Origin of the sequence: Nesiotobacter zosterae (assembly GCF_033843645.1) — a bacterium.
Lineage (GTDB): Bacteria > Pseudomonadota > Alphaproteobacteria > Rhizobiales > Stappiaceae > Pseudovibrio > Pseudovibrio zosterae.
In genome coordinates this window covers 40,490-62,038 of sequence record NZ_JAWXVZ010000001.1, presented here as the reverse complement: position 1 = coordinate 62,038, position 21,549 = coordinate 40,490, and the positions used below count along the sequence as shown (strand labels likewise).

At 53.8% G+C, this 21,549-nt stretch carries 21 protein-coding genes and 1 pseudogene; 19 read left to right on the top strand and 3 right to left on the bottom strand.

Features of this window, described 5'->3' with window-relative positions; translation table 11 throughout:
- Positions 1 to 8 precede the first annotated feature (8 nt).
- The 3 genes and pseudogenes from repC to Q3Y58_RS19470 form a co-directional block, all read left to right on the top strand.
- A complete protein-coding gene (repC, locus tag Q3Y58_RS00280; protein WP_319620544.1) occupies positions 9 to 1,124 on the top strand; it encodes a replication initiation protein RepC in 1,116 nt (371 codons plus the stop codon).
- A 14-nt stretch (positions 1,125 to 1,138) separates the two neighbouring features.
- The gene (locus Q3Y58_RS00275) at positions 1,139 to 1,564 is read left to right on the top strand and encodes a plasmid mobilization protein (RefSeq protein WP_319620543.1); all 426 of its coding nucleotides are present in this window, start codon (positions 1,139 to 1,141) and stop codon (positions 1,562 to 1,564) included.
- Positions 1,554 to 1,991: pseudogene (locus Q3Y58_RS19470) on the top strand (relaxase/mobilization nuclease domain-containing protein); the annotation flags it as partial. The gene Q3Y58_RS00275 and the pseudogene Q3Y58_RS19470, both read left to right, overlap by 11 nt.
- A gap of 9 nt (positions 1,992 to 2,000) precedes the next feature.
- On the opposite strand, the gene Q3Y58_RS00270 reads toward Q3Y58_RS19470, so the two are convergent.
- Positions 2,001 to 2,306, bottom strand: coding sequence for a hypothetical protein (locus Q3Y58_RS00270; protein WP_319620542.1), 306 nt, complete (start codon positions 2,304 to 2,306; stop codon positions 2,001 to 2,003).
- Between Q3Y58_RS00270 and Q3Y58_RS00265 the strand changes: the two genes are divergently transcribed.
- The 9 genes from Q3Y58_RS00265 (at position 2,305) to Q3Y58_RS00225 (ending at position 15,028) form a co-directional block, all read left to right on the top strand.
- Complete coding sequence (locus tag Q3Y58_RS00265) at positions 2,305 to 2,787, top strand: hypothetical protein (RefSeq protein WP_319620541.1); 483 nt, start codon at positions 2,305 to 2,307, stop codon at positions 2,785 to 2,787. The genes Q3Y58_RS00270 and Q3Y58_RS00265 overlap by 2 nt on opposite strands.
- Before the next feature lie 3 nt (positions 2,788 to 2,790).
- A complete protein-coding gene (locus Q3Y58_RS00260) occupies positions 2,791 to 3,096 on the top strand; it encodes a hypothetical protein (protein WP_028480059.1) in 306 nt (101 codons plus the stop codon).
- Positions 3,097 to 3,142: 46 nt separating this feature from the next.
- Positions 3,143 to 3,430, top strand: a complete 288-nt coding sequence (locus tag Q3Y58_RS00255; protein ID WP_319620539.1) for a hypothetical protein — start codon at positions 3,143 to 3,145, stop codon at positions 3,428 to 3,430.
- A 421-nt stretch (positions 3,431 to 3,851) separates the two neighbouring features.
- Entirely contained in the window at positions 3,852 to 5,084 is a 1,233-nt protein-coding gene (gene drt3a / locus Q3Y58_RS00250) for an antiviral reverse transcriptase Drt3a (protein ID WP_319620538.1), read from the top strand.
- Positions 5,077 to 7,083: an antiviral reverse transcriptase Drt3b gene (gene drt3b / locus Q3Y58_RS00245; RefSeq protein ID WP_319620537.1), complete on the top strand. Its 2,007-nt coding sequence runs from the start codon at positions 5,077 to 5,079 to the stop codon at positions 7,081 to 7,083. Before drt3a ends, drt3b begins: the two co-directional genes overlap by 8 nt.
- A gap of 698 nt (positions 7,084 to 7,781) precedes the next feature.
- Positions 7,782 to 10,460, top strand: coding sequence for a class I SAM-dependent DNA methyltransferase (locus Q3Y58_RS00240; RefSeq protein ID WP_319620536.1), 2,679 nt, complete (start codon positions 7,782 to 7,784; stop codon positions 10,458 to 10,460).
- A 3-nt stretch (positions 10,461 to 10,463) separates the two neighbouring features.
- Positions 10,464 to 12,512: a DEAD/DEAH box helicase gene (locus Q3Y58_RS00235; RefSeq protein WP_319620535.1), complete on the top strand. Its 2,049-nt coding sequence runs from the start codon at positions 10,464 to 10,466 to the stop codon at positions 12,510 to 12,512.
- A gap of 3 nt (positions 12,513 to 12,515) precedes the next feature.
- The gene (locus Q3Y58_RS00230; protein WP_319620534.1) at positions 12,516 to 13,736 is read left to right on the top strand and encodes a GIY-YIG nuclease family protein; all 1,221 of its coding nucleotides are present in this window, start codon (positions 12,516 to 12,518) and stop codon (positions 13,734 to 13,736) included.
- 425 nt (positions 13,737 to 14,161) lie between these two features.
- Positions 14,162 to 15,028, top strand: a complete 867-nt coding sequence (locus Q3Y58_RS00225; protein ID WP_319620533.1) for a hypothetical protein — start codon at positions 14,162 to 14,164, stop codon at positions 15,026 to 15,028.
- A gap of 124 nt (positions 15,029 to 15,152) precedes the next feature.
- On the opposite strand, the gene Q3Y58_RS00220 is transcribed toward Q3Y58_RS00225, so the two are convergent.
- Positions 15,153 to 15,617, bottom strand: coding sequence for a hypothetical protein (locus Q3Y58_RS00220; protein WP_319620532.1), 465 nt, complete (start codon positions 15,615 to 15,617; stop codon positions 15,153 to 15,155).
- 2 nt (positions 15,618 to 15,619) lie between these two features.
- On the bottom strand, positions 15,620 to 16,063 hold the full coding sequence (locus tag Q3Y58_RS00215; protein ID WP_319620531.1) for a helix-turn-helix domain-containing protein: 444 nt from the start codon (positions 16,061 to 16,063) through the stop codon (positions 15,620 to 15,622).
- Positions 16,064 to 16,119: 56 nt separating this feature from the next.
- On the opposite strand from Q3Y58_RS00215, the gene Q3Y58_RS00210 reads away from it, so the two are divergent.
- The 7 genes from Q3Y58_RS00210 to Q3Y58_RS00180 all read left to right on the top strand — a co-directional run bounded on the left by Q3Y58_RS00210 (position 16,120) and on the right by Q3Y58_RS00180 (position 21,525).
- Positions 16,120 to 16,479 carry a helix-turn-helix domain-containing protein gene (locus tag Q3Y58_RS00210; protein ID WP_319620529.1) on the top strand — a complete coding sequence of 120 codons (360 nt, stop codon included), beginning with the start codon at positions 16,120 to 16,122 and terminating at the stop codon, positions 16,477 to 16,479.
- A 242-nt stretch (positions 16,480 to 16,721) separates the two neighbouring features.
- Positions 16,722 to 17,462, top strand: coding sequence for a site-specific integrase (locus Q3Y58_RS00205; RefSeq protein WP_319620528.1), 741 nt, complete (start codon positions 16,722 to 16,724; stop codon positions 17,460 to 17,462).
- A 338-nt stretch (positions 17,463 to 17,800) separates the two neighbouring features.
- Complete coding sequence (locus Q3Y58_RS00200; protein WP_274217783.1) at positions 17,801 to 18,427, top strand: TetR/AcrR family transcriptional regulator; 627 nt, start codon at positions 17,801 to 17,803, stop codon at positions 18,425 to 18,427.
- 1 nt (position 18,428) lies between these two features.
- Complete coding sequence (locus Q3Y58_RS00195; RefSeq protein WP_319620526.1) at positions 18,429 to 19,202, top strand: enoyl-CoA hydratase/isomerase family protein; 774 nt, start codon at positions 18,429 to 18,431, stop codon at positions 19,200 to 19,202.
- A 42-nt stretch (positions 19,203 to 19,244) separates the two neighbouring features.
- Complete coding sequence (locus tag Q3Y58_RS00190; protein WP_319620525.1) at positions 19,245 to 20,774, top strand: AMP-binding protein; 1,530 nt, start codon at positions 19,245 to 19,247, stop codon at positions 20,772 to 20,774.
- Positions 20,774 to 21,157 (top strand): MaoC family dehydratase, encoded by a 384-nt coding sequence (locus Q3Y58_RS00185; RefSeq protein ID WP_319620523.1) that lies wholly within the window; start codon positions 20,774 to 20,776, stop codon positions 21,155 to 21,157. Before Q3Y58_RS00190 ends, Q3Y58_RS00185 begins: the two co-directional genes overlap by 1 nt.
- Positions 21,154 to 21,525 (top strand): hotdog family protein, encoded by a 372-nt coding sequence (locus tag Q3Y58_RS00180; RefSeq protein ID WP_319620522.1) that lies wholly within the window; start codon positions 21,154 to 21,156, stop codon positions 21,523 to 21,525. The genes Q3Y58_RS00185 and Q3Y58_RS00180 overlap by 4 nt, the downstream gene beginning before the upstream one ends.
- Positions 21,526 to 21,549: the final 24 nt, after the last annotated feature.

Genomic DNA, 21,549 nt, shown 5'->3' with positions numbered 1-21,549 from the left:
GGTGCGGTATGTGCGTAACGCTCACCCATAGGGGCCTTCCCCAAGAGTTCACGCGCTCTGACCTTTTGGGACTGATCGACGCCCAAGGAAGCGCTGCAGGCTTGAGCGGAACCGATATCAGGGTCATCAAGCATTACATTCTAAAGGTTCGCAACGAAGACTTCCGTGCAGGTCGCATCTGCGCGGTTTGGCAACGGCTGCCAGTCATTGCCCAGGAGCTCTTTCTTGATGAGCGGGCGGTCACACGTGCAGAAAACCGCCTCGCCAAGGCAGGTTGGCTTTTAAAGACAAACGCACCCAAAAGTCGGCGTGCTGGCCAAAGAGAACAAGCAGGTGAGCAGCGCATCATCTGGGCTGCCGGGGTCAATCTGCAGCCACTGATTGATCACAGAGTTCACGACCTTCTGCGTATCGCCCGGCAGCGAGAGGCTGCATCTGCAGAACTTGACAGGGCGCGCGCGGAGGCAAAGCACCTCTTTAGCGAGATCCGAGCCCTGCGCGTTTCTGAGGCAATTGAGCGCGCCCTGGAGGTCTTGCCGTTTGGCCGCCTCTCGCGTGTTCGCGCCGTTGAGCAGCTCAAAAAGATCATAGAAGCTTTCTCTTCCCTCCTGTCGTCTTTCAAAAAACAGGGTGTGGGCAAGTCTGCTGACGGCTTTGAAACGGGACAGACAAAAGCGCCGTCCCGGACGGACAAAACGTCCGCACGATATAACACTCATCAAAAAACACTTATTCAGAACTGTAGGCAAAACGCAGTGCAGTTTTCTTTTCAGCAATGCATTGAGAACGCTCACAAGGATATGCGTGAGAACATGCGTTTCCTTGGCGGGTACAGTCAGGCGAACTTCATTGAGGCCGCGAACTTGCTCAGGCGAGACTTGTGCATCAGCGACGAGCTTTGGTCGCAGGCCTGTCATCGCTTGAACCGCGTTACAGCCGCCATCTTTGTTTCGATCATCTACAAGAACACCCAGTGCCCGGAAGATCACAAAGCGCACGTTCGCCATGCGGCGGCATGCTTCAGGAAACTCATCCAAAGGGCGACCTTCGAGCCGCAGTTTCTCTCCCGCGTTGTCTTCAAAAACCTCAAAGGCGATGGAGTTGGATCATGGGCGATCAGTTGAGAGCAAGGCGACCCATGTCATACGACATGGAGCCTTGCGAGGGGTGGCAAGCCTCCCCTTCGAACCCCGCCAAGGCGCCCAAACGCCAGCTCGCAGAGACGGTCGTTTTGCGCTGTACGGCAGAGGAAAAAGAAAAGCTGAAGGCGCAAGCTGAGGCGGCGGGCGTTACCATCTCCGCCTTGCTCAGAGCAACGCTGGGCCTCGTCAAGCCGACCCGGCGTCGTGCTGCGCCAAAGGTGGACCCGCGCCTGGTTGCTGAGCTGAGCCGGATCGGCACCAACCTCAACCAGATTGCCCGCGCCGTTAACACGGCCACCTCGGCGGGCGAAGCACGTCAGCTCAACGGCCTGCAGATCATCACGGAACTGACCGCCATCGACCGGCAGCTTGGCGCCTTGCTGGCACGGCACCAGAGCGAGGAGCCTGGCGATGCTGATTAAGTTCTTCAAGAACGGCCAGGGCGGCGGCTCCGCCCCGGTTGACTACCTGGTGGCCAACAAGGTGCTGGCCTATGACGAGAACAGAAATCTGGTGCGTGATGAGGCTGGCAAGCCGGTATCAAAGGAGCGAGATCCTTTGCCGGAGGTTCTTGCAGGAGATCCCGAGCGGACAAAACTGCTCATCGACAGCAGCCGCAACAAATGGAGCTATCGCGCAGGGGTTTTAAGCTTCGACAAGAGCGACGCGCCCAGCGAAGCACAGCAGCGCACAGTAATGGACCGGTTTGAAACCCTGGCCTTTGCCGGATTGGAGCGGGATCAATACGATGTCTTGTGGGTGCGCCATACCCATGAGAACCGCGTCGAGCTTCACTTTTGCACACCGCGCCGGGAGCTTACCACCGGAAACAGCCTGAACATTGCCCCTCCTGGCTACCTAAAAGCCATGGATGCCCTTCGTGACATGCTCAACAAAGAGCATGGCTGGGCTGATCCGGAAGATCCGTCGCGCGCCCGTGAAACCAAGATTGCAACCGAACGCAAGCAACGAGCGCAAAGCCGCGAAGAGATCCAGGAATGGATCAGCGAGCTTGTGGTCGCGGGCCGCATCACGACCCGCCCAGAAATGATTGAAACCTTGCAATCCGCAGGTTTTGAAATCCCCCGTGCAGGCAAGACCTACCTCACGGTGAAAGATCCAGAGACCGACACCCGATGGCGTTTGAAAGGAAGCCTCTTCCATGAAGGATGGACCCGAGAAGCCACTGCTCAGCGAACGCTTGAAAGCCAACATGCAAGCCGCCGAACAGCACCACGCCGACTTGATGGCATTAGCCTCACAGAGCTTCGAGACCGATATCAAAGCCATACTCAAAAACGCGCAGACTACAATCGCGCGCGATTTGGCCGCTCAGCATCGCGCGATCAAGACCGAGATCGAAGCAGAGCTGAACCACTTGAGAAAGCAGCTCGGCCTTTATCATCAGGCGCGGAAATGGTCCCCGCTCCTCTTGGCCCTCGCCGTATTGTTTTCACTCCTGTTGGTGCTGGGCGCAACCTGGTTCTGGGCAACCAGCTATCAGGAATGGCGAACAGCCAAGAGCCTTCAAAGCGCGCTGGACGACAGCCAGAACGGATACCTGCTGCTCAACCTGACAAACGGCACCCTGGCCCGCTGCAAATTCACTCAAACAACCATCCTCTGCAAAGACATGAAGGAATAATCCATGGAACACTTAAGCCCGCTGGAGCGAGAGCTGCTGGACTGCGTGCAACAATTGACCGACGCCTCAGTGCGTTCCAACGAGGCGCTCAGCGACTTGGAGAAACGCTCGACAGGTTTGCTGAACGAACGACTGGAACGGCTGGAAACCTGTCTAAGCGCCTCAATCAACTTGCAAGCTCAGTTCAACGCGGGATTGCTCGGCTTGCTGACAGATCCAGCCAGCTACAACGAGCACTCGGACACCCTCAACAACGTCATGAACTCAATCGCCCAGATCCAGAGCAAGATAAACGGCGGCTTGCAATGAAGCCGCGCACACCAACCACCGGAATGGAAAGATAAGGAACCCACAGATGACCACTACAACACTACCTAAAACCAGCTATAGCCCGGCTCAAGCCCGAGAAGCAGGCATCAAGGTCACCGACTACCCTTATGACAACGCTCCAAAAGGAGCCGTTGAGGCCACCTTCATTGCCGCCGTCTGGGGCAGGAACACAGCCCTGCGCTGCCTTTTCGAGACATCAGATGGCGTCAGATTCTCGGTGAACACATACCAACGGCGAGAGTACAAGCTGGATGGGATAGAGGTACCAATGAGGAACCTGGAACAAGGGTCGAAGGTGTGCCTACAGATTTAGTTTCGCAGGAAAATGAATTTTGAGCCTGTGACCAGCTGGTGGGCTTGCTGTCAGTTATTGCGAAGACGTTCATCTGGATAGGAAGCGAAAGACCTCTGCATACAACTCACACCACAATGGCCTAGTGAAGTAAATGCCTCCTCGCTCAATGCAACAACCTGCTCGCTATCGACGCGAGGTTTGAAAATCCTCGTGCCGGTGGTTCGATACCACCCCAAGCCATTTTACTAAACAAAAAAAGATCCTTATGCGGCAAGCCGGTTTGCGCCCTGCTCTTGGTTTATGGCTGGGTGTCCTATGGGTGCCAAATTCGCGTGTATCGCATTAGCTGAGCAGTAACGATGCAATCCTAGCTAGCCTATGACTACGTCTCGTTCTAATCTGAGTTGAATTTCAGAAAAGCAACTCACGGGCAGAGTACATGTACGATCCCACATTTGGCAGCGCGGCACTTGCAAGGCACCTGAACAAAAGTGATTTTCTAAAGCAGCCTGCACTGAAGAGCGAGGCCCACAAGAAAGCTTTAGTTACTCAGGCCGTCATCACAGCACGAAATGGTTTTTCCTCTCTGCCATTGACGCCCAATAACTTGGCCGGCCGGACCATCTATCAGGTAAACGATCTGGCATGCGATCTGGTGCTGCGAAAGGCTGCTCAGAACATTCGCAGAATCACGGCATCAAAACAGGGAAGTCGGGTTGAGATAGTGCGTCGCCTAAAGTTGTTCTGCGAAGAAGGATTACCGTTTACCGTTGCAAAGATGGACATAAAGAGTTTTTACCCATCCGTTGATCAGGATTTTCTATTAAACCAACTCAGCAAGAGACTTATGACTGCTCCAAGCACGAGGTCTGTTGTAAGGTCGCTGATTGAGCAATGCAAAGTCAATTCTGTGAACGGCTTGCCCCCAGGTTTGGCAATAAGCGCGGAACTCAGTGAATTCTACATGCAAGATTTCGACCAAAGAATGCGGGAGCAACTAAACGCACACTACTTTGCCCGATATGTTGATGACATAGTAGTGATCTTACCGGAATTGGACAATCCGAACTCGCTAAAGGCGCAGATCGAAGAAGCTTTGCCAGCGGGGCTGAAATTGAATTTTTCAAAATCGAAGATTTTTCCGTTCAAAAATACAAAGATGAAGACGCCAAATGTTGAGCACAGCTTCGATTACCTTGGGTTCAAGTTCAGTGTCTTTCATACTGACAGAGGCAGACCTATTTCTCGTCGAGTTGAGCTAGATATAGCGCCTTCAAAAGTAAGAAAGAACAAGACTCGAATTGTGAAGTCCCTCCTGCAATATTTGTCGGATGGGAACTTTGATGATCTTAGAGATCGCGTCCGTATTTTGACCTCTGGCTATCAGTTCTTTGACGAAAGGCAGCAAAAGAAGCGAAGCGCGGGTCTGCAACACACTTACAACCTTATCAACAGTAACGCAACGGCACTCGCCGAGCTTGATAAGTTTTTCTCCGGGATGGTTCTGTGCCGTTCAGGGGCAGTTGGGGGGAGGCTAGCGCTGGTTCTGACTAACCGTCAAAGAAAAGAGCTTCTCAAGTACTCATTCGTCAGCGGGTTCGCCAATCGTGTTCACTTCCGGTTCAGCGCTGATCGGTTGGCCGATCTCATGGAGTGCTGGAAGTATGCCTAGCAAGCGAAAGTCACGGGTAAACCTAAACCGAGCGGACAAGTGGCGTGTGGTGCTCACCGATACCTCCCCTTTCGAGGTACCCATAATCGTTAGCAACGATGGATTCTATAAGAATCTTCATGCCATGACAGAGAAATCGGCGCACTTCCAAAAGTTAATAAGTGCCCTCTTGCTGGAGGACGACGGCAAGGGCTACACCGTTCCGCTCAGGTACAATATCGTCAAAGATTCTCGAAGCGTCAGAACCTTGAGTCTCCTACATCCAAGGGGGCAGGTCATATTGGCCGATTTCTATCAGAAGTACGAGGAGTTGATCTGCGAATACTCCGGGCGCGGACCGTTCTCAATTCGTGCCCCAAAGAAAGTTGGGAGTTCCTTTTTTATACCATCCTCAGTGCAGGATAAAAACCAATACAAGAACGCTACCGTCGATACGGCGGACTTGGACAAACTGGTGCGGAACCCGGCAAGCTATTTTGCATATTCAGGATTTGAGCGCCTGTACAAGTTCTTCGCCTCGAGTGATCATATTCGCTTGGAAAAAAAATTTCGATATCAGCTATCTCTGGATATCAGCAAGTGTTTTGACAGCATTTATACGCACTCCATGGCATGGGCGACGAAGAGCAAGGATGAGGCGAAAGAGAATACGGTCGCTTTGAGCTTTGGAAATCAGTTTGACAAGGTAATGCAGAGACTCAACCACAATGAAACTAGTGGTATCTGCATTGGCCCGGAGGCCAGTCGCATCTTTGCGGAAATCATTCTTGCAAAGGTGGATCAAAACGCACGCCAAAACCTTGAAGCGAAAAGCCCTCCCATACGCGATGGCGTCGACTACGAATGCAGGCGGTACGTGGACAACTACTATGTCTTTACCAATGACCCTGCGACGGCCGATCAGGTGGAACACGAGCTGTCAATCGCGTTGCGAGAATACAATCTGCACTTAAACACTGGGAAAAGAGAGCTCGACAAGCGGCCATTCTATTCGAAAAAATCGTTGGTAATCGACGAGATTAACAAATCTCTTGGCGCTAATTGGGAAAAGCTCTTTGAAACTGTTTCCATACCTTCGAGCGGCAAGAGGGCGCTCCTTCCGAGGTACATTTATAAATATAGGTCGTTGTTTGGAAAATTCACCAGAGAGGTTAAGGCAGCATGTTTTTCGTCCGAGCTGGGTTACGACGCAGTTGCAAACTATGTAATTGGTGCCGTACGCCGGAAAGCCATTGATATAGCTGACGGGTACGTTGATTTTGTTGGAATTAAAGACAGTCCTGTCGTTGATCGGGACTATAGGCAAATGTTCTTTTTCTTGCTTGATGTTGGGTTTTACTTTTTTACGCTGCACCCTACCGTAGCCTCATCGCTGCGCCTGTCTCATGCCATCGTGCGCGCCGCACAACATCTCCAAGAACAAGATACCGAAGGATTTGATATCCTCAAAGAAGCCTCCCTTCGTTGGGCGTCACAATTGGCGAGGGCACCTAGCTTCGAAGGCTTGTTCTCGAAAAATTCGGTGATCCCAATCGAGATCCTCAACATTCTGGTTAGTCTTCAGCAATTTGGAGGCGATGGGCAACTGGAGCACGAGCTGATCTCGCTCGCCAAACTAGACACAAAGAGCCAAGGTTACTTCGAGTTGGTCGTAAAGTTATTCATCTATGGTGACCGACCGGAGTTTGCCGACCAAAGGAGTGAAATTTGGGAGGTCATCTGTAAGCGAGTATCTTCAGAGAAGTACCTGAATAGGGATTCTGAAACAGTGCATCTGTTGCTGGATTCCCTTGCTTGTCCCTATCTTGACAGGGCCAAGAGAGCTGAGTTGCTTCGAACTTCATGGACCAAGATTGGCGCGAACCTCGGAAACATCAGTGTTGCAGAGGCCGAGGCGCTGATTGACGAAGTCCAGCAGCAGCATTGGTTTGTACGTTGGGACGGTATCGACCTATTAAACATGATCGAAAAGAAAGAATTGAGCAGCGTCTACGCCTAGGATACCTAGAAGGTGGGTGCCAGCCACGTTTTACCGCGACTCGTTTTTCGGTACAGACGGGCGATCAAACTGCGGTGTTCAGCCTCATGTTGATCACTTGGATCGTACAGTCCGCGTAAGAGGTCGTCTTGAGCAGCAATGCACACACTTACTGTGGCTGGCATCCGAGCGTAATGAATAAAAATACTTTGCGGCGATGCCTTGCCGACAATTGCTTCTCGGTAAGCGTTCCCTTAATCCATTGCCACGACCTACGCGGTTTGCGTGCGTTTGTCAGCGCGGGGCTCGCATTGCCACCGCGGGTGGCAGTGGGGTAGGCGTTAGTAGCCTTTTGACGGGTCGAGTTTGAGTTCGTCACAGATGCCTTGAGCGTGACGATTAAGATCAGCATTCTCATGGCACCGTAAGATCTATGGCAATTGGCCTTGGCAGTTCCAGTAGGCAACACCTGCGCCGAAGTTCGACGACAAAAGCGCATTTTGCCCTCTTCATCTTTTTTGCAATATTAGAAATGATGCACTTAAGCTATACGGTTCCTCCGCTCTGCACTCATTCAGGCACCCAGGAATGCCTCTATGGAAAAACCCTAAATCGATGTTTGAACCTAGACCCATGATATTTATGCGATATTCTTGTCAGTAAAACTGCAAATTACATTTCGATGAGCGCGCTTGCGCGCTAATAATAAGAGTAGCTTTATGAACGTTGTAGATGTCGGAGAGGCTTTTGGGCGGCTTTTTGCCGGTGATTTTGATCCGAAAGCTTTCCCGATCGCCTTGGCCGAGGCCATCGGTACCTCAAATGCCAACATTTCCAAGCTGAAGTCCGGTGCCATGAACCGGTCGGATCTTCCCGGCGGCACACTGCTCAACGGAAAGTTCCACTTTCTTCCAGCCGAATCAGGTAAGACTGAAGAGGCGCTGGAAACCCTTTGTGAATCCAAGGCCACTAAGACCCGTAAGGTTCGGGTCGCGATCACCACCGACGGAACGGCTGTTGCCGCCCGGGACATGAAATCCGGTGAGGCACGGTTTTGCGACTACGCCGAACTCAAGGACAATTTCGGCTTCTTCCTGCCGCTCGCTGGGTTCGAGCGCTTCAAGGCAGCGGATGAGAACCCGGTCGATATTCGCGCCACCAGCCATCTTGCGAAGCTGTATGATGCCTTGATCAAGGCCAATCCGGAATGGGGGAAAGACGAGAACCGGCATGTCATGAACCAGTTCATGACGCGGATCGTCTTCTGTCTGTTCGCGGAGGATACGGGAATCCTTCCCGACAATCTCTTTGCCCGTTGTCTGACGGATTATGGCGGGAACGCAGGCGAGACGGCCCAAGAGGCAATCCTTGCGGCCTTCACAGCTATGGCGACGCCCCCAGACAAGCGAAATGGCCTGCCAAAATGGGCAGATGATTTTCCCTATGTGAACGGCGGCCTGTTTTCGGAAGGAAATGCGGTTCCCGTCTTTTCGCGGACGGCCTTTCAGTACCTGAAAGAAGCCGCAGGGATGGACTGGAAGGAAATCAATCCGGACATCTTCGGCTCTATGATCCAATCCATTGCCGACCCGAAGGCACGGTCGGAACTCGGCATGCATTACACCAGCGTGCCGAACATCCTGAAGGTGATCGGCCCGCTGTTCCTGGACGACCTGGACGAGGCCATCGAGAAGGCCTGGACCAAGGCGTCGGCGCTGCGCGCCGTCCTGCAACGGATATCCAAGATCCGGGTGTTCGATCCTGCCTGCGGATCCGGAAACTTCCTCGTCGTCTCCTACCGGGAGCTCCGGGACAGGGAAATCCGGATCCTGAAGCGCTTGGAGGAAATCGATCCAGGCCATGCCATGGAAATGTTCTCCGCTGTTTCCCTGAGCAATTTTCATGGCATCGAAATCACCGACTTCGCGGCGGAGACGGCGAAACTGGCGCTCTTCATTGCCGAGTATCAGGCGAACGCTCGTTTCGCGGACGTCTTCGGTCGCATGCCGCCCGCCTTACCTCTCCGGGACGGCGGACACATCGTCCGCGACAATGCATTGAGGGTGAATTGGGACGCGGTCTGCCCACCGCCGGATCTGCTGGAAGAAGTCTATATCGCAGGAAATCCACCCTTCTTAGGAAAAGCCCAACAGGATGCGGGACAGAAGGCAGACATGGACCACGTCTTCGATGGCGAAGTTCAGAATTACAGAGCGTTTGACCTCGTAGCTGCGTGGTATTTCAAAGCCGCGAATTACATCAAGAAGCGCAACGCCAGTGCCGCATTGGTTGCGACGAACTCGATTTGCCAAGGGGCGTCATCGGCAAACCTATGGCCTCATTTGTTGGGACAAAATATCGAGATCGGCTTTGCGCACCGCTCATTCAAGTGGCGGAACAATGCGGCCGCAAATGCCGCCGTAATCTGCGTCATTGTCGGCATGCGAAACCCGAAGCATTCGGCGAAACGATTGTTCCATGATGGCATGGAAATTTTGGCTAAGAATATCAATCCATATTTGATTGATGCGCAGAATACAGTGGTGAGGTCAGTCGGACGCAGTATTTTTGGCCTTCCATTCATGGCTTTCGGTTGTATGCCCTATGACGCTGGCAACCTGCTTTTGTCCCCTGAAGAGAAAGTGCAATTGATGGATGTCGCGCCAGAGGCGCAGCCACTGATAAAGCGATTTATGGGATCTCAGGAAGTTGTAAGAGGTATCGAAAGGTACTGCCTTTGGATTTCGGATGATCAGTTGGCCGATGCCAACGCAATTCCGGAGGTATCTGAAAAAATCGAAGCGACCCGAACGGCCCGCTTGAACATGAAGGATAAGGCTGGGATCGCTCTGGCGGACCGTCCTCATCAATTCCGGGAACATCCCGCGCCTCATTCCCATGCAATATTGGTTCCCAGTGTCACATCAGAAAGGCGTCCTTATCTTCCTGTCGAGCGGGTTGGGGCTGACGTCGTTGCTTCGAACCTCAACCAAGTGCTTTACGACGCCCCAGACTGGTGCTTGGCACTCATCGCGTCGAAGCTTCATCTCGTTTGGATCGCAACAGTTTGCGGCAAGCTGAAGTCCGACTTCCGCTATTCCAGCACCCTCGGCTGGAATACCTTTCCGGTTCCGGATTTCACGGACGAGCAAAAAGCATCTCTTGAAGAAAGTGCCCGAGAAATCCTTCTGGTACGCGCAGATCATCATCCCAAGACCATTGCCCAGCTCTATGATCCGAAGAAGATGCCGGACGACCTAAGGCAGGCCCATCGGCGTAACGACGTGCTGTTGGAGTCCATGTATATCGGGCGTCCTTTCCGGAACGATACCGAACGGCTGGAGCACCTGTTCAAGCGATATGCCGACCGCGTTGCCGCGATGAAGAAAGGCGCCTGACCCATGACCGATCTCGTGAAAGTCACCTATTCCCAGAGCGGCAAGTCGAAGACGACAAACGAAATGGGCATGCGCCCCATGCAGGCCCGGGTCTATGACGCCCGAAAAGCCCAGTGCCTGCTCCTGAAGGCACCGCCCGCAGCCGGGAAATCCCGCGCCCTGATGTTCCTCGGGCTGGACAAGCTTCATCATCAGGGACTGGAAAAGGTCGTTGTTGCTGTTCCGGAGCGCTCCATCGGATCGTCCTTCAGCTCCACGGACCTGACCAGCCACGGCTATTTCGCTGATTGGCAAGTGGAACCTCGTTGGAACCTCTGCACCGCCGGGACGGATGCGGGCGACGCTGCGAGAGCCAAGGTGAAGGCTTTCAAGGATTTCATGGCGTCTCCCGGCCGGGTCCTGGTCTGCACCCACGCGACCTTCCGCTTCGCCTTTGAGGAAGTCGGCGTCGAAGCCTTCGACAAGTCCATGGTGGCCATCGACGAGTTCCATCATGTCAGCGCCTCGGAGGAAAACCGTCTCGGTGAAATCCTAAGGGAGCTGGTCGCCCGGGATCGCGCCCACATCATGGCGATGACTGGATCCTACTTCCGGGGTGACACGGCGGCCGTCTTGCGTCCGGAGGACGAAGCCAAGTTCACCAGCGTGACCTATTCCTATTATGAGCAGCTCGACGGCTATGAACATCTGAAGACGCTGGGGATCGGATATCACTTCTACCGGGGACGGTATGTCGATGCCTTGATGGATGTTCTCGACACGTCGAAGAAGACCATCGTTCACATTCCGCATGTCATGTCGGCGGAAGCCTATGACCATAAGGACCAGCAGGTCGGCGCTATCATGGACGCCATCGGTGACCATCAGGGCATCGATCCGGGCACCGGGTTCGACCTGATCAAGCGGGCGTCGGACGAAAAGTTGCTGAAGGTTGCCAACCTTGTCGATGACAACCCCCTGAACCGCCAGAAAGTCGTTTCCGCGCTTCAGAAGGCAAAGGACAAGGACGCCGTCGATATCATCGTCGCCCTCGGCATGGCGAAGGAAGGCTTTGACTGGGTCTGGTGCGAACACGCGCTGACGATCGGCTATCGATCCTCCCTCACGGAAATCATCCAGATCATAGGGCGCGCGACCCGGGACGCTCCTGGAAAACCTCATGCCCAATTCACCAATCTGATCGCGGAGCCAGCGGCTGAAGAAGGCATTGTGGTCGACGCGGTCAACGACATGCTGAAAGCAATCTCCGGCGCTTTGCTGATGGAGCAGGTTCTGGCCCCCAGCTTCAAGTTCCATCGCCGTCCGGACGACGCCGATGAGAGCGATGCCTGGCAGGATGAAAACGGCACCATCCATGTCGAGATCAAGGGACTTGCGATGCCTTCGACAGATCGTTCTAAGGCCATTATCGAAAACGACATGGACGATCTGGTGGCCAAGGCCTGCCAGTCGATGGATCGCCGGACGATTGCCGACGACATCGCTCCGGAAGTCGCCACCCAGATGGTGATGACCGACATCATCGAACGCAGCTACGAGAACCTGTCGGATGATGAGACCGAGGAAGTCCGCCAGCATCTAGCCGCCCGGATGAACCTGATGAACATGGCGCGCCGGGAAGCACAGCGGCAAGCCGAAGAGAATGACACCGAATACACACAAGGCGAAGGTTCGGGCGGCGAAATGAACGAAGACGGTGCCGAGCGGGACTATTCCGGACTGCTCAGGATGGTGAAGAAGTTCATCAATGTCCGGGACCTCGATATCGATCTGATCGACAGCGTGAATCCCTTCCGTGAATCCTATGACGTTGCCTCGAAGGCGCTCGACAGTCAGGTGCTGTCGCAGATCCAGGCGATGATGGTCGCCCAGAGGATCCAGATGTCCGAGGCGGAAGCTATCGCCCTCTGGCCCCGGATCAAACGGTTCCGTGAACAGGAAGGACGGGCGCCCAATCCCAATTCGGCCGATCCCCTCGAAAAGCGTCTTGGCGAAGCCCATTCCTATATCCGGGCGAAGAAAGCCGAACGCATGCGGACGGCGGAGGCCTGATCCATGGCGCGCCGGACACTGGATGACATATTCGAGGATGATGACCCGTTCGGTCTGCTCGACGTGAAACCCGGAAGAAGCGGAGGTGCATCCGCGGACCTGGAAAAGGACCGGGCCGTTCTTGAACAGGCGACCGCCTTCTTCAAGGAGAATGGCCGCGCGCCGGACCGTGATGCCGTTGATATCGACGAAGCCATTCTGGGACGAAGGCTGGCACGAGTCCGGGACGGCGCCCATGCCGTCGATCTTCGTGGCGACGATGCATCCGGCATGCTGGTCTTGCGAGAAGAGCCTGCGGAACCGCCTCAACCTTCATGGCGAGACGAAGCTCCTGAAGACGTGGCCTCCGACTTGTCCCTCGATGATATTTTCGACGATGAGGATTTCGAGCTCGATGCGGGATTGGTCAAGCCGTCGAAGGTAACGCCTGCGGCGGAAAGGAACGTGAGCGACCATCGCGCTGAACGCCGCCCCTGCCGGGATTTCAAGATCTTCGAACCTCTGTTCGAGGACATTCATGCCGCCGTCCAGCGTGGGGATCGCGAACTCGTTCCCTTCACGAAGAAGGGCGGCACTGAAACCTTGGAAGGCGACTTCTTCATCCAGAAGGGGCAATACGCCTATGTCGCCGAGAAGGGCGAACGCACCATGAAGGGCGGCCGCTCAGATCACCGGTTACGCGTGATCTATTCGAACGGGACCGAAAGCGACATTCTGATGCGTTCTTTCGAAAAGAGTATGTACGATGATCCGACTGCGCGTCGCGTCGAGGGGCGCGGCTTCGGCCCCCTGGACGACAGATGGCAGGACGATAAGGCCATCGTGAATGGTGTCGTTTACGTTGCCCGGAGTAAATCCACCCAACCGGACATCCAGCGGGACAGGCTTATCCTTCACAAGATCGGGGTCACGTCAGGCGACGTCCAGCGCCGTATTGCGGATGCAAGGAATGATTCAACGTTTCTGTATGCGCCCGTCGAGATCGTCGCGACATTCGAGCTGGTTGGTATTCGAAGGGATCGGGTTGAACACATCCTTCATACCTTCTTCGAAGCGGCACGGGCGGATATCGCCGTTCCCAATGTTTCGGGCAAAATTATACGGCCGCGTGAGTGGTTTTATGTGCGCCCTGAGATGGTGGCAAAGGCGGTCGCGGCCATCAAGGACGGGTCGATCGTCGGCCTTGAATACGATGTAGAGACGCAGTCGATCCGGAAGCGGTGATCGGGAGTTTCGACTGCAATTAATTGAAGGTGCTATGGAGTGCCAGGTTACAATCATTATCCCAACTGTACATGCGGCTGGTGCGTCAATTACGAACGGAGCCGTGTAAGCCGCACAGACACCCAAAACACCTTCGCATACCGTGATGCGCGCTCGCTTCTGAAGCAATACAACGCGAACTCGGTCGCAGGATGTTATGTGAATCCGAATGCCCGTTGTCCTGTTTGCAACGTGCCCGTCTTTTTTATGCGAACGCTTCGGGCAGCCGCGTTTATTTCGATGATCTGGGGCCTCCTTGGCCGAAGCATAAGTGCACGGACAACGGCCCTCAACGGATTTCACCCGCCGAGGCTGTTAATAGCGGGCCGACCAGAAGACCCGTTGGACAGGTAAGGGAACTACTGGCCGCGGCCCAAAGAACCGGATTGAGCAAGCCTGGCAGATCAGGTGACCAAAAAGATGATGTTTGGTCACTGGCGGTCGTCCATGCGGTTCGAAGGCTGGGGAACGAAAACCAGATCGAAGCTGAGTTCCTCGACACAAAGGCTGGCGGGATGTTTGTTTTCGCCTGCTATTCGGATCGAGAGTTCTTGTCGCCTGGTGAATTCATCAGCGTGAGGGGAAATCAGGTGTCTTGTGTTTCCCGGCACTCCTTGTCGCCGGCGTTCTTCACATTTGGCGGGTCCGTGGACCTCGACGGAAAACCTGAGCCAGACGGCAGAAAACCCTCGACGCCACCTTTGGCTACCCCTCTTTACTCTCCGAAAGATGCGCGGTTCATAAAGCGGAAGAAGCCCAGAAAATCGGCTCCGGCAAAAGATAAATCGGATGGAGATCGTAGCCGGTTGGACCCGAGCCGGGATAAACCGGCCGTCTTACCGAAGTCAAAATTCGATATGCAGAAATCCGAGATGGTGCATTTCGAAAGCGGAAGCGTAACCTTCGAGGAACTGTATCGCCGGATGGAGCCAGTTGTAAAACAGCTGGCACGTGAAAGAACGAGAAAACCGAAGGACGTGGCATCTAGACTCAATTTTTTGGGGTTCCGGACTGCCAACGGTTCCAAGTGGACGCCGCGGTTGGTGTATTTCCTCCTGGCGTTGATATTCAACGATGCGACGTCAGTGGAGCCGCGGCCGAATAACGCCGGGAAACGTTCCCAGACACCCGCAAGACCAACTTCACAATATCCGAATGCCAAAGGCTCTAAGGAGCCAATGACCAAGGAGAGCATCGCCGCGCGATTGGCCAACCTCGGCACCGTCTCGATTAAGCCTGACGGAAAAAAATAGCCAATTGCGTCCTGAACTATTTGTACGTTAGCGCAGAACCTGAGGGGGCTTTAGCACGCCAAGTCCACGTGGACCACAATGTACTTCACGGACGACAAACCGCTAGGCGCAAACAAATTTCTCTTCATTTGAATTGAACGAAACTTTTCAAGTCTGCCGGTATAAACGTCCAGCCGTACTGTATTTTTCGATCGGAATCCTTTTGAAACTCCCCCGACCAATAACCAAAATTACTTTCCATTCGTTCTAGGAAAAAGCCCAAACCTACAAACAGGAAAAACAATGATCCCAAGGTAAACAGATGGAACAAGTCATAACTCACAACTCCGAAGTTCATTAAAAACAAAATCAGAGGAGGATATGAAGCAAGGAAAATAACTATTGATTTAATGAAAATAGAATAACGCTCCCAGAACTCTATAAACTTACTGAACAAGATATGAGAACGTAGTATCTCCATATCTTCCCTTGGGAAAATTACTCTTCCACTTTCGATCTTGAGGTCGTACTTCGATAGTATTTCAGCAATCTCTTGGCGAGCCTTTGAGATCACTAGCTGTTCTTCTATTCTTGTTTTATTATCACTCATATCTATCCTGTTTTTTTCAAATCGCTACGACTACGGTCCAATATGTTTCGTTCGGAGTAACTCTGCTCAAACATCTTTCTGATAAGTTGTAGTTCTTGGTCAGCATTTGGCTTGAACTCAAACTCATCTATGATGGTTCTAGCTGCTGTTATTGCAGAGAGAACCATCTGTGTTGGAGGCTCATTGTGCATTCCGCCAATCCCCAAAAGAAGCCAGTTTGGCGATATCGAGTAGCGCTCTGCTAACTGAAGTACGATTGAAGTTGGAACCACCTGAGAACCTTTTTCATACGTCTTATAAGCGGTTCCTGATACGCCGAGCTCCTCAGCAAATTCCAGTTGACGCTTTCCTAACTCTTTCCTCACTGCCAGCAAACGACTGTGGATTTCCATAGCTTTCCCACTTGCTATATAGACTAATATTCGTCTAATTTGATGATTATACATATATTTTGTCTTATATTGCTATTTTTGGACCGAAAGTTCAAGACAAAGGAAGCCTCATGTCGTTGGAAACACTCAAAGAAGCCGCTGAACGTAGCATCTTCAGCGAGAAACGTATTCGATCCTGGATCAGTAAGGGACAAATACAATACGTCAAACTTGATGGAACTTACTACCTGAAGCCTGGCGCAATTGAAGAGTTGATTGAGAGAAATACAGTAGAACCATGCCTAGACAAGCCAAAGCCCCACACCTCGTCACACGCAAATTCCGGAGCAATTACTTCATTAGATATCGATGCCTCGAAACAGGGCAACGGCGTGAACTCTCAACAGGCACTGCGGACCGCTTTGAAGCTGAGGAAAAGCTCGAAGACTTCCTCCGAGAAAGACGCTCACTTAGGACCGGGCGACCTATAGCTCCCCATCAAATGAGCATCGCTCAAATTCTTGATGATTATGCTGAGTACAAAATGGGTACGAAGGCAGCAAAGAGGCTAAGTTATTCAATACACAATTTGCTTTTCTATTGGCAGGAAAGGACTGTAGATCAAGTCAATGATGTGACGATAAAAACGTATTGGAAGGATAGTACTCGCAAGAGATCTACGTGTCGCAGAGAACTCAGTGATCTTAGAGCGGCTGTCAACCATGCAGTTCGCATGCAGCGTCTAGTTGATTTTAAGTTCCCAAAACTTCCGAAAGACGGCAGACCAAAGAAACGCTGGTTGACACAGGCTGAGTACGTTCGGCTTTTTTGGGCGGCTGGAGCCGAATATCGAAGCAAGTTTCAGCTGCGGTTGTTTCTGATGATCGCCTTTTATACAGGAGCCAGAAAGACTGCGATTATGGAGCTTGAGTGGGCCCAAATTGACTTCCAAACTGAGATGTTAAACTTCAATAAAGACGGCGAAGAGTTCGACGATGAAGATGATTGGGAGGGCGGCAAGCCCAGATCTCACATCCCAATGCCCCCTGAGTTGATGAGACATCTTAAGCGTCGCTTTGAAATGTATGGCTCTAAATCTCAGTATGTCTTCCATCAAAAACACGATCCTACCAAAAGAGTTAAGAGCATCGATAAGGGCTTCAGACAAGCTGTCAAGCGAGCCGGATTGAAACGCGTAACGCCGCATACTTTAAGGCACACCCGTGTTAGCTTACTAGTTCAAGCTGGAGAGAAAATCTCAGATGTCGCCGAATACATGGCCATGAGCTTTCAGACGCTTGAGAAGGTCTATGCTCATTTTAACAAGGCTCACATCCGAAAGATGGCGCGGCGTCTCGGACGTTCGCAGAAAGTTCGCGTTAAGTGGAACAAGAAGAGGAAAAACAAGGGAAAGTCAGGTAAAGAAGGGAAGGACCTGAAAGTGAAAACAGTTATAAATCAAGGACTAAGCTAATGACACAATCCTCCGAAGGCAGAGGCCATAGGTTCGAATCCTATCGGGTGCGCCATTTTCCCGCCAAACATCGTGACCCACAAATAGTGAGCTTGCTTTGAGAGCGGTGCCTCTCAGCCAGGCGTTGGACGAGATTTGTTCTGAGCAAACCTCTGCTGGCTAGCACTTGCCCAGCATGGCAGAGACGGCATTCTAACCTCTCCAGATCTGAAAACATCAACGAACCTGTCAGGCCCCTACCCAAACTGATTAGGCGGCTGAGGCGATAGCGCTTGCTTTTGCGGCGCCAAACATGAATAGTGATTCATGTTTCAACATTGTCAAACCGGAGAGTGAGCTTGCCGCGATCCCAAAACGCCACCGCAGGGCGGGCAAAAGCGCCGACCAAGCCAAAAACAGCCCGCGGGGAAGCGACAAAAAAAGCAATCCTGACCGCAGCAGAACGCGTGATTGGCGCGCAAGGCTACAACGAGGCTTCCATTGGCGACATCACGCGAGAAGCGGGCGTGGGCCAAGGCACGTTTTACATCTACTTCAAAAGCAAAGAGGAAGTGTTTCACGAGCTGGTGATTGAAATGGGCCGGCTCGTGCGCCGGGAGCTTTCCTCTGTGGCACGGGATGCAACAGACCGGCTGGCCGCAGAAAAGGCTGGCTTGAAGGCGTTTTTGGAGTTTGTGCGCGCTCACCCGGATCTCTACCGCGTTGTGCAGGAGGCCATGTTTGTGGCCCCGGATGCTTACAAAGCCTACTACGACACTTTTGCCGATGGCTATCGGGAGGGACTCGTTGCTGCGGCTGAAGCTGGGCAGGTGAGCCCGGGAGATGCGCATACGCGCGCCTGGGCTCTCATGGGGATGGCTCGAGCACTCGGAGAGCGGGCCGTGATCTGGGGAGACGAGACCCCTGTCGATGACATCGTTGAGACCACCCACGATCTGATAGTCAACGGACTGAGGCCTTCCTGACATGACTGAACTCGTCAAGCTGACCCTTCATGATGACTGGGCTGAAATACGCATCAACCGCCCGGAGCGCCACAATGCTCTGGTGCCCGAGGTGCTTGACGATCTTCACAGGGCCATTGAGGCGGCTAAAGCGGCTGCGCCGCGGGCGTTGGTGCTGACCGGGGAAGGCCGAAGCTTCTCGACTGGTGGCGACGTAGGCGCGTTTCTGGAGGCTGCGAGCGACCCGGAACAGCTACGGGCTTACTCGGAGCGGGTTGTGGGCGGCCTGCATGATGCACTCATGAAGCTGCTGGCATTCCCGGCCCCGGTGATCGCGCGGGTAAATGGCCCCGTGACCGGAGGCTCGGTGGGATTTGTTCTGGCTAGCGACATGGTGATCATGAGCCAGCGCGCCTTCGTCCAACCCTACTACGGTGTGGTGGGCTTTGGCCCAGATGGCGGCTGGACGGCGCTGCTACCGGAAAAGATTGGAACGGCCAGAGCGCTGGAGGTGCAGTACCTCAACACTCGGCTCAGCGCTGAGGAATGCGTCTCACTGGGATTGGCGAGCCGCGTGGTTGAAACAGAGGAGCTGGACACGGGCATTCAAGAATGGCTTGGCGGCATTCGGGAGATGAACGCCAATACACTCGCCGCGACACGGGCAAACGTCTGGGATGCGCCGCGCCGTGCCCGAGTAAAGGCTCGGCTGGATCAGGAAAAGGCGCGCTTTCTGGAGCGCATATCCGCGCCAGACACCCGAGAAGGAATGCAGCGCTTCACCAACAGGCACTAAGTTTCAAGAGGATCAGACTCACAAACATGCGGGGAGGGCATGATGGAATGGGTTACAGATATGGCGGCAAAGCGCGCAGAGCTTTCGCCGCACGCATTGGCGTTTATTGATTTGGAGAGTGGGCAGGAGTTCACCTTTGCCGCTCTCAATGAGCAGGCAGAACGCATCGCTGCAGGCCTTGCGCACATGGGTTTTCAAACCGGGGACCGGGTTGCCATTTTGTGCCTCAACCATGTTGAGTTCTTTTCCATTCTGTTTGCAGCACAGAAGACCGGCCTCATTCTCGTACCGCTGAACTGGCGTCAACCCGTAGCCGAGCTGGAACCGATCCTGAAATTGTCAGAGGCGAAGCTGCTGATCCACGATGACGCTTTTTCTGAGGCGGCTCATGACCTGAAAGCACGCGTCGATCTGCCTCTGTGCAATCTGGAGGGAGACGGCGAACACGACTTGAGCGCGATGATGGCCGCCGCCCCTGCAAATTCGCCAGAGGCTCGGCCCATTGCGAGCAATGCACCTTGGTACCTGCTCTACACCTCCGGCACCACAGGCAACCCGAAGGCTGTGATCCAAACAGCGGGGATGGCCTGGGCCAATGCCGTCAACTATGGTCAGGCCGTCGACCTTACCAGCACCGATACCAGTGTGAACTTCTTGCCACTGTTTCATACGGCTGGCATCAACCTGTTGACCCTGCCCCTGTTTCTGGCTGGGGGCTGCTCCACGGTGCTGCGCAAGTTTGATGCAGATGCGGTGATTGATCTTTTGGCCGGAGGGAAAGTCAGCGCTTTCTTCGGCGTACCTGCGATTTACCAAGCGCTTTCGCTGCATCCGCGCATTGATGAAGTGGACTTCACCAAGCTCAGCTCTTTGGGCTGTGGCGGCGCGCCCATCCCGGCGCACCTCCTGACAGAGTTCATGGAACGGGGCGCAACCATCTGCAATGGCATGGGCATGACCGAGACCGGACCAACCGTGTTCTTGATGGACAAAGCCAGCGCGCCACTGAAGGTCGGGTCTGTGGGCAAGGCGCAAATGCTGACGGATGTGCGCCTTGAGGGTGTCGACGGCCGCATTGTTGAAGGTGCCGGGACTGGCGAACTCCAGCTAAGGGGGCCGGGAATTACGCCCGGATACATGGGAAATGCGCAGGCGACTGCAGCAACCTTTACGCCAGACGGATGGCTAAAATCCGGCGATATCGCCCAGCGCGACGAAGATGGCTACTACTACATCATTGATCGCATCAAGGACATGTACATCTCCGGTGGCGAGAACGTCTACCCCGCGGAAGTAGAGAAGGTTCTGACCACGCATCCAGCCATTTTGGAAGCCGTGGTGATTGGTGTCGCGGACGCCAAGTGGGGCGAAGTGGGGGCCGCTTTCCTGATTGAGCGCCCAGGCGCTGACCTGAACACCGCTGACATGGCCGGGTGGTGCCGTGAACGATTAGCCGCCTACAAAGTGCCAAAGAGCTTTCAAGTGGTCGATGAAATGCCACGCACAGCTGCAGGCAAAGTGCGCAAGAATATCTTGAAAAACACGTTTACCAGTGAAGCGGAGGAGGTCTGATGAGCGTCCTGAAGCAGAGCATTCAAGAACGCTGGGTTCCAACGCAGCAAGACTTTGACGATTTCGCCGAACTGTCAGGTGATGACAATCCAATTCATGTTGACCCAGAGTTTTCCGCACGGACACGGTTTGGACGCACCGTGTCACATGGCATGTTGCTCTACACGCGCCTGTTTGGCCTGCTTAAAAGAGAGTGGCCGGACTTCGAACACGCATTTCAGGCTCTTGTGTTTCCCAATCCGACCTATGCGGGCGAAGAAGTGATTTTCAGCCTCACGCCATCGGAAGAAGAGCCGAACAGGATCGTTCTGGAAGCGAAACGAGGCACAGACAACAAGCCTGTTTTGACCGGTGAGTGCCTACTCTCAGGAGGCGCGGCATGAAACTGGAACTTGGCGCATTTGCTGAGATCACGCGTAGCTTCAGCTCACAAAACATGTCCAACTTTGCCCGTCAGGCAGGCACTGTACCGGGTCACTACAGCACCGTGCCGGGGCCCCTGATTGGGGCGCTGTTTTCTTACCTTCTGGGCGTCAAGTTGCCCGGACGTGGCACCAACTATCTCAAGCAGGATTTGAACTTCCTGCAGGACGCCCCTCTCGACGAACCGCTGACTGCCCGCGTGACGGTTACACGGCTGCGGCCCGAAAAACACCTGGTGGATCTGGCAACTGTATGCACCACTCAGACCGGTACGCTCGTCTGCGAAGGACGCGCTCTGGTATACGTGGAAGACGTGGGCAAAGAGTGATCCAATGAGACAAAGAGGCTCGGC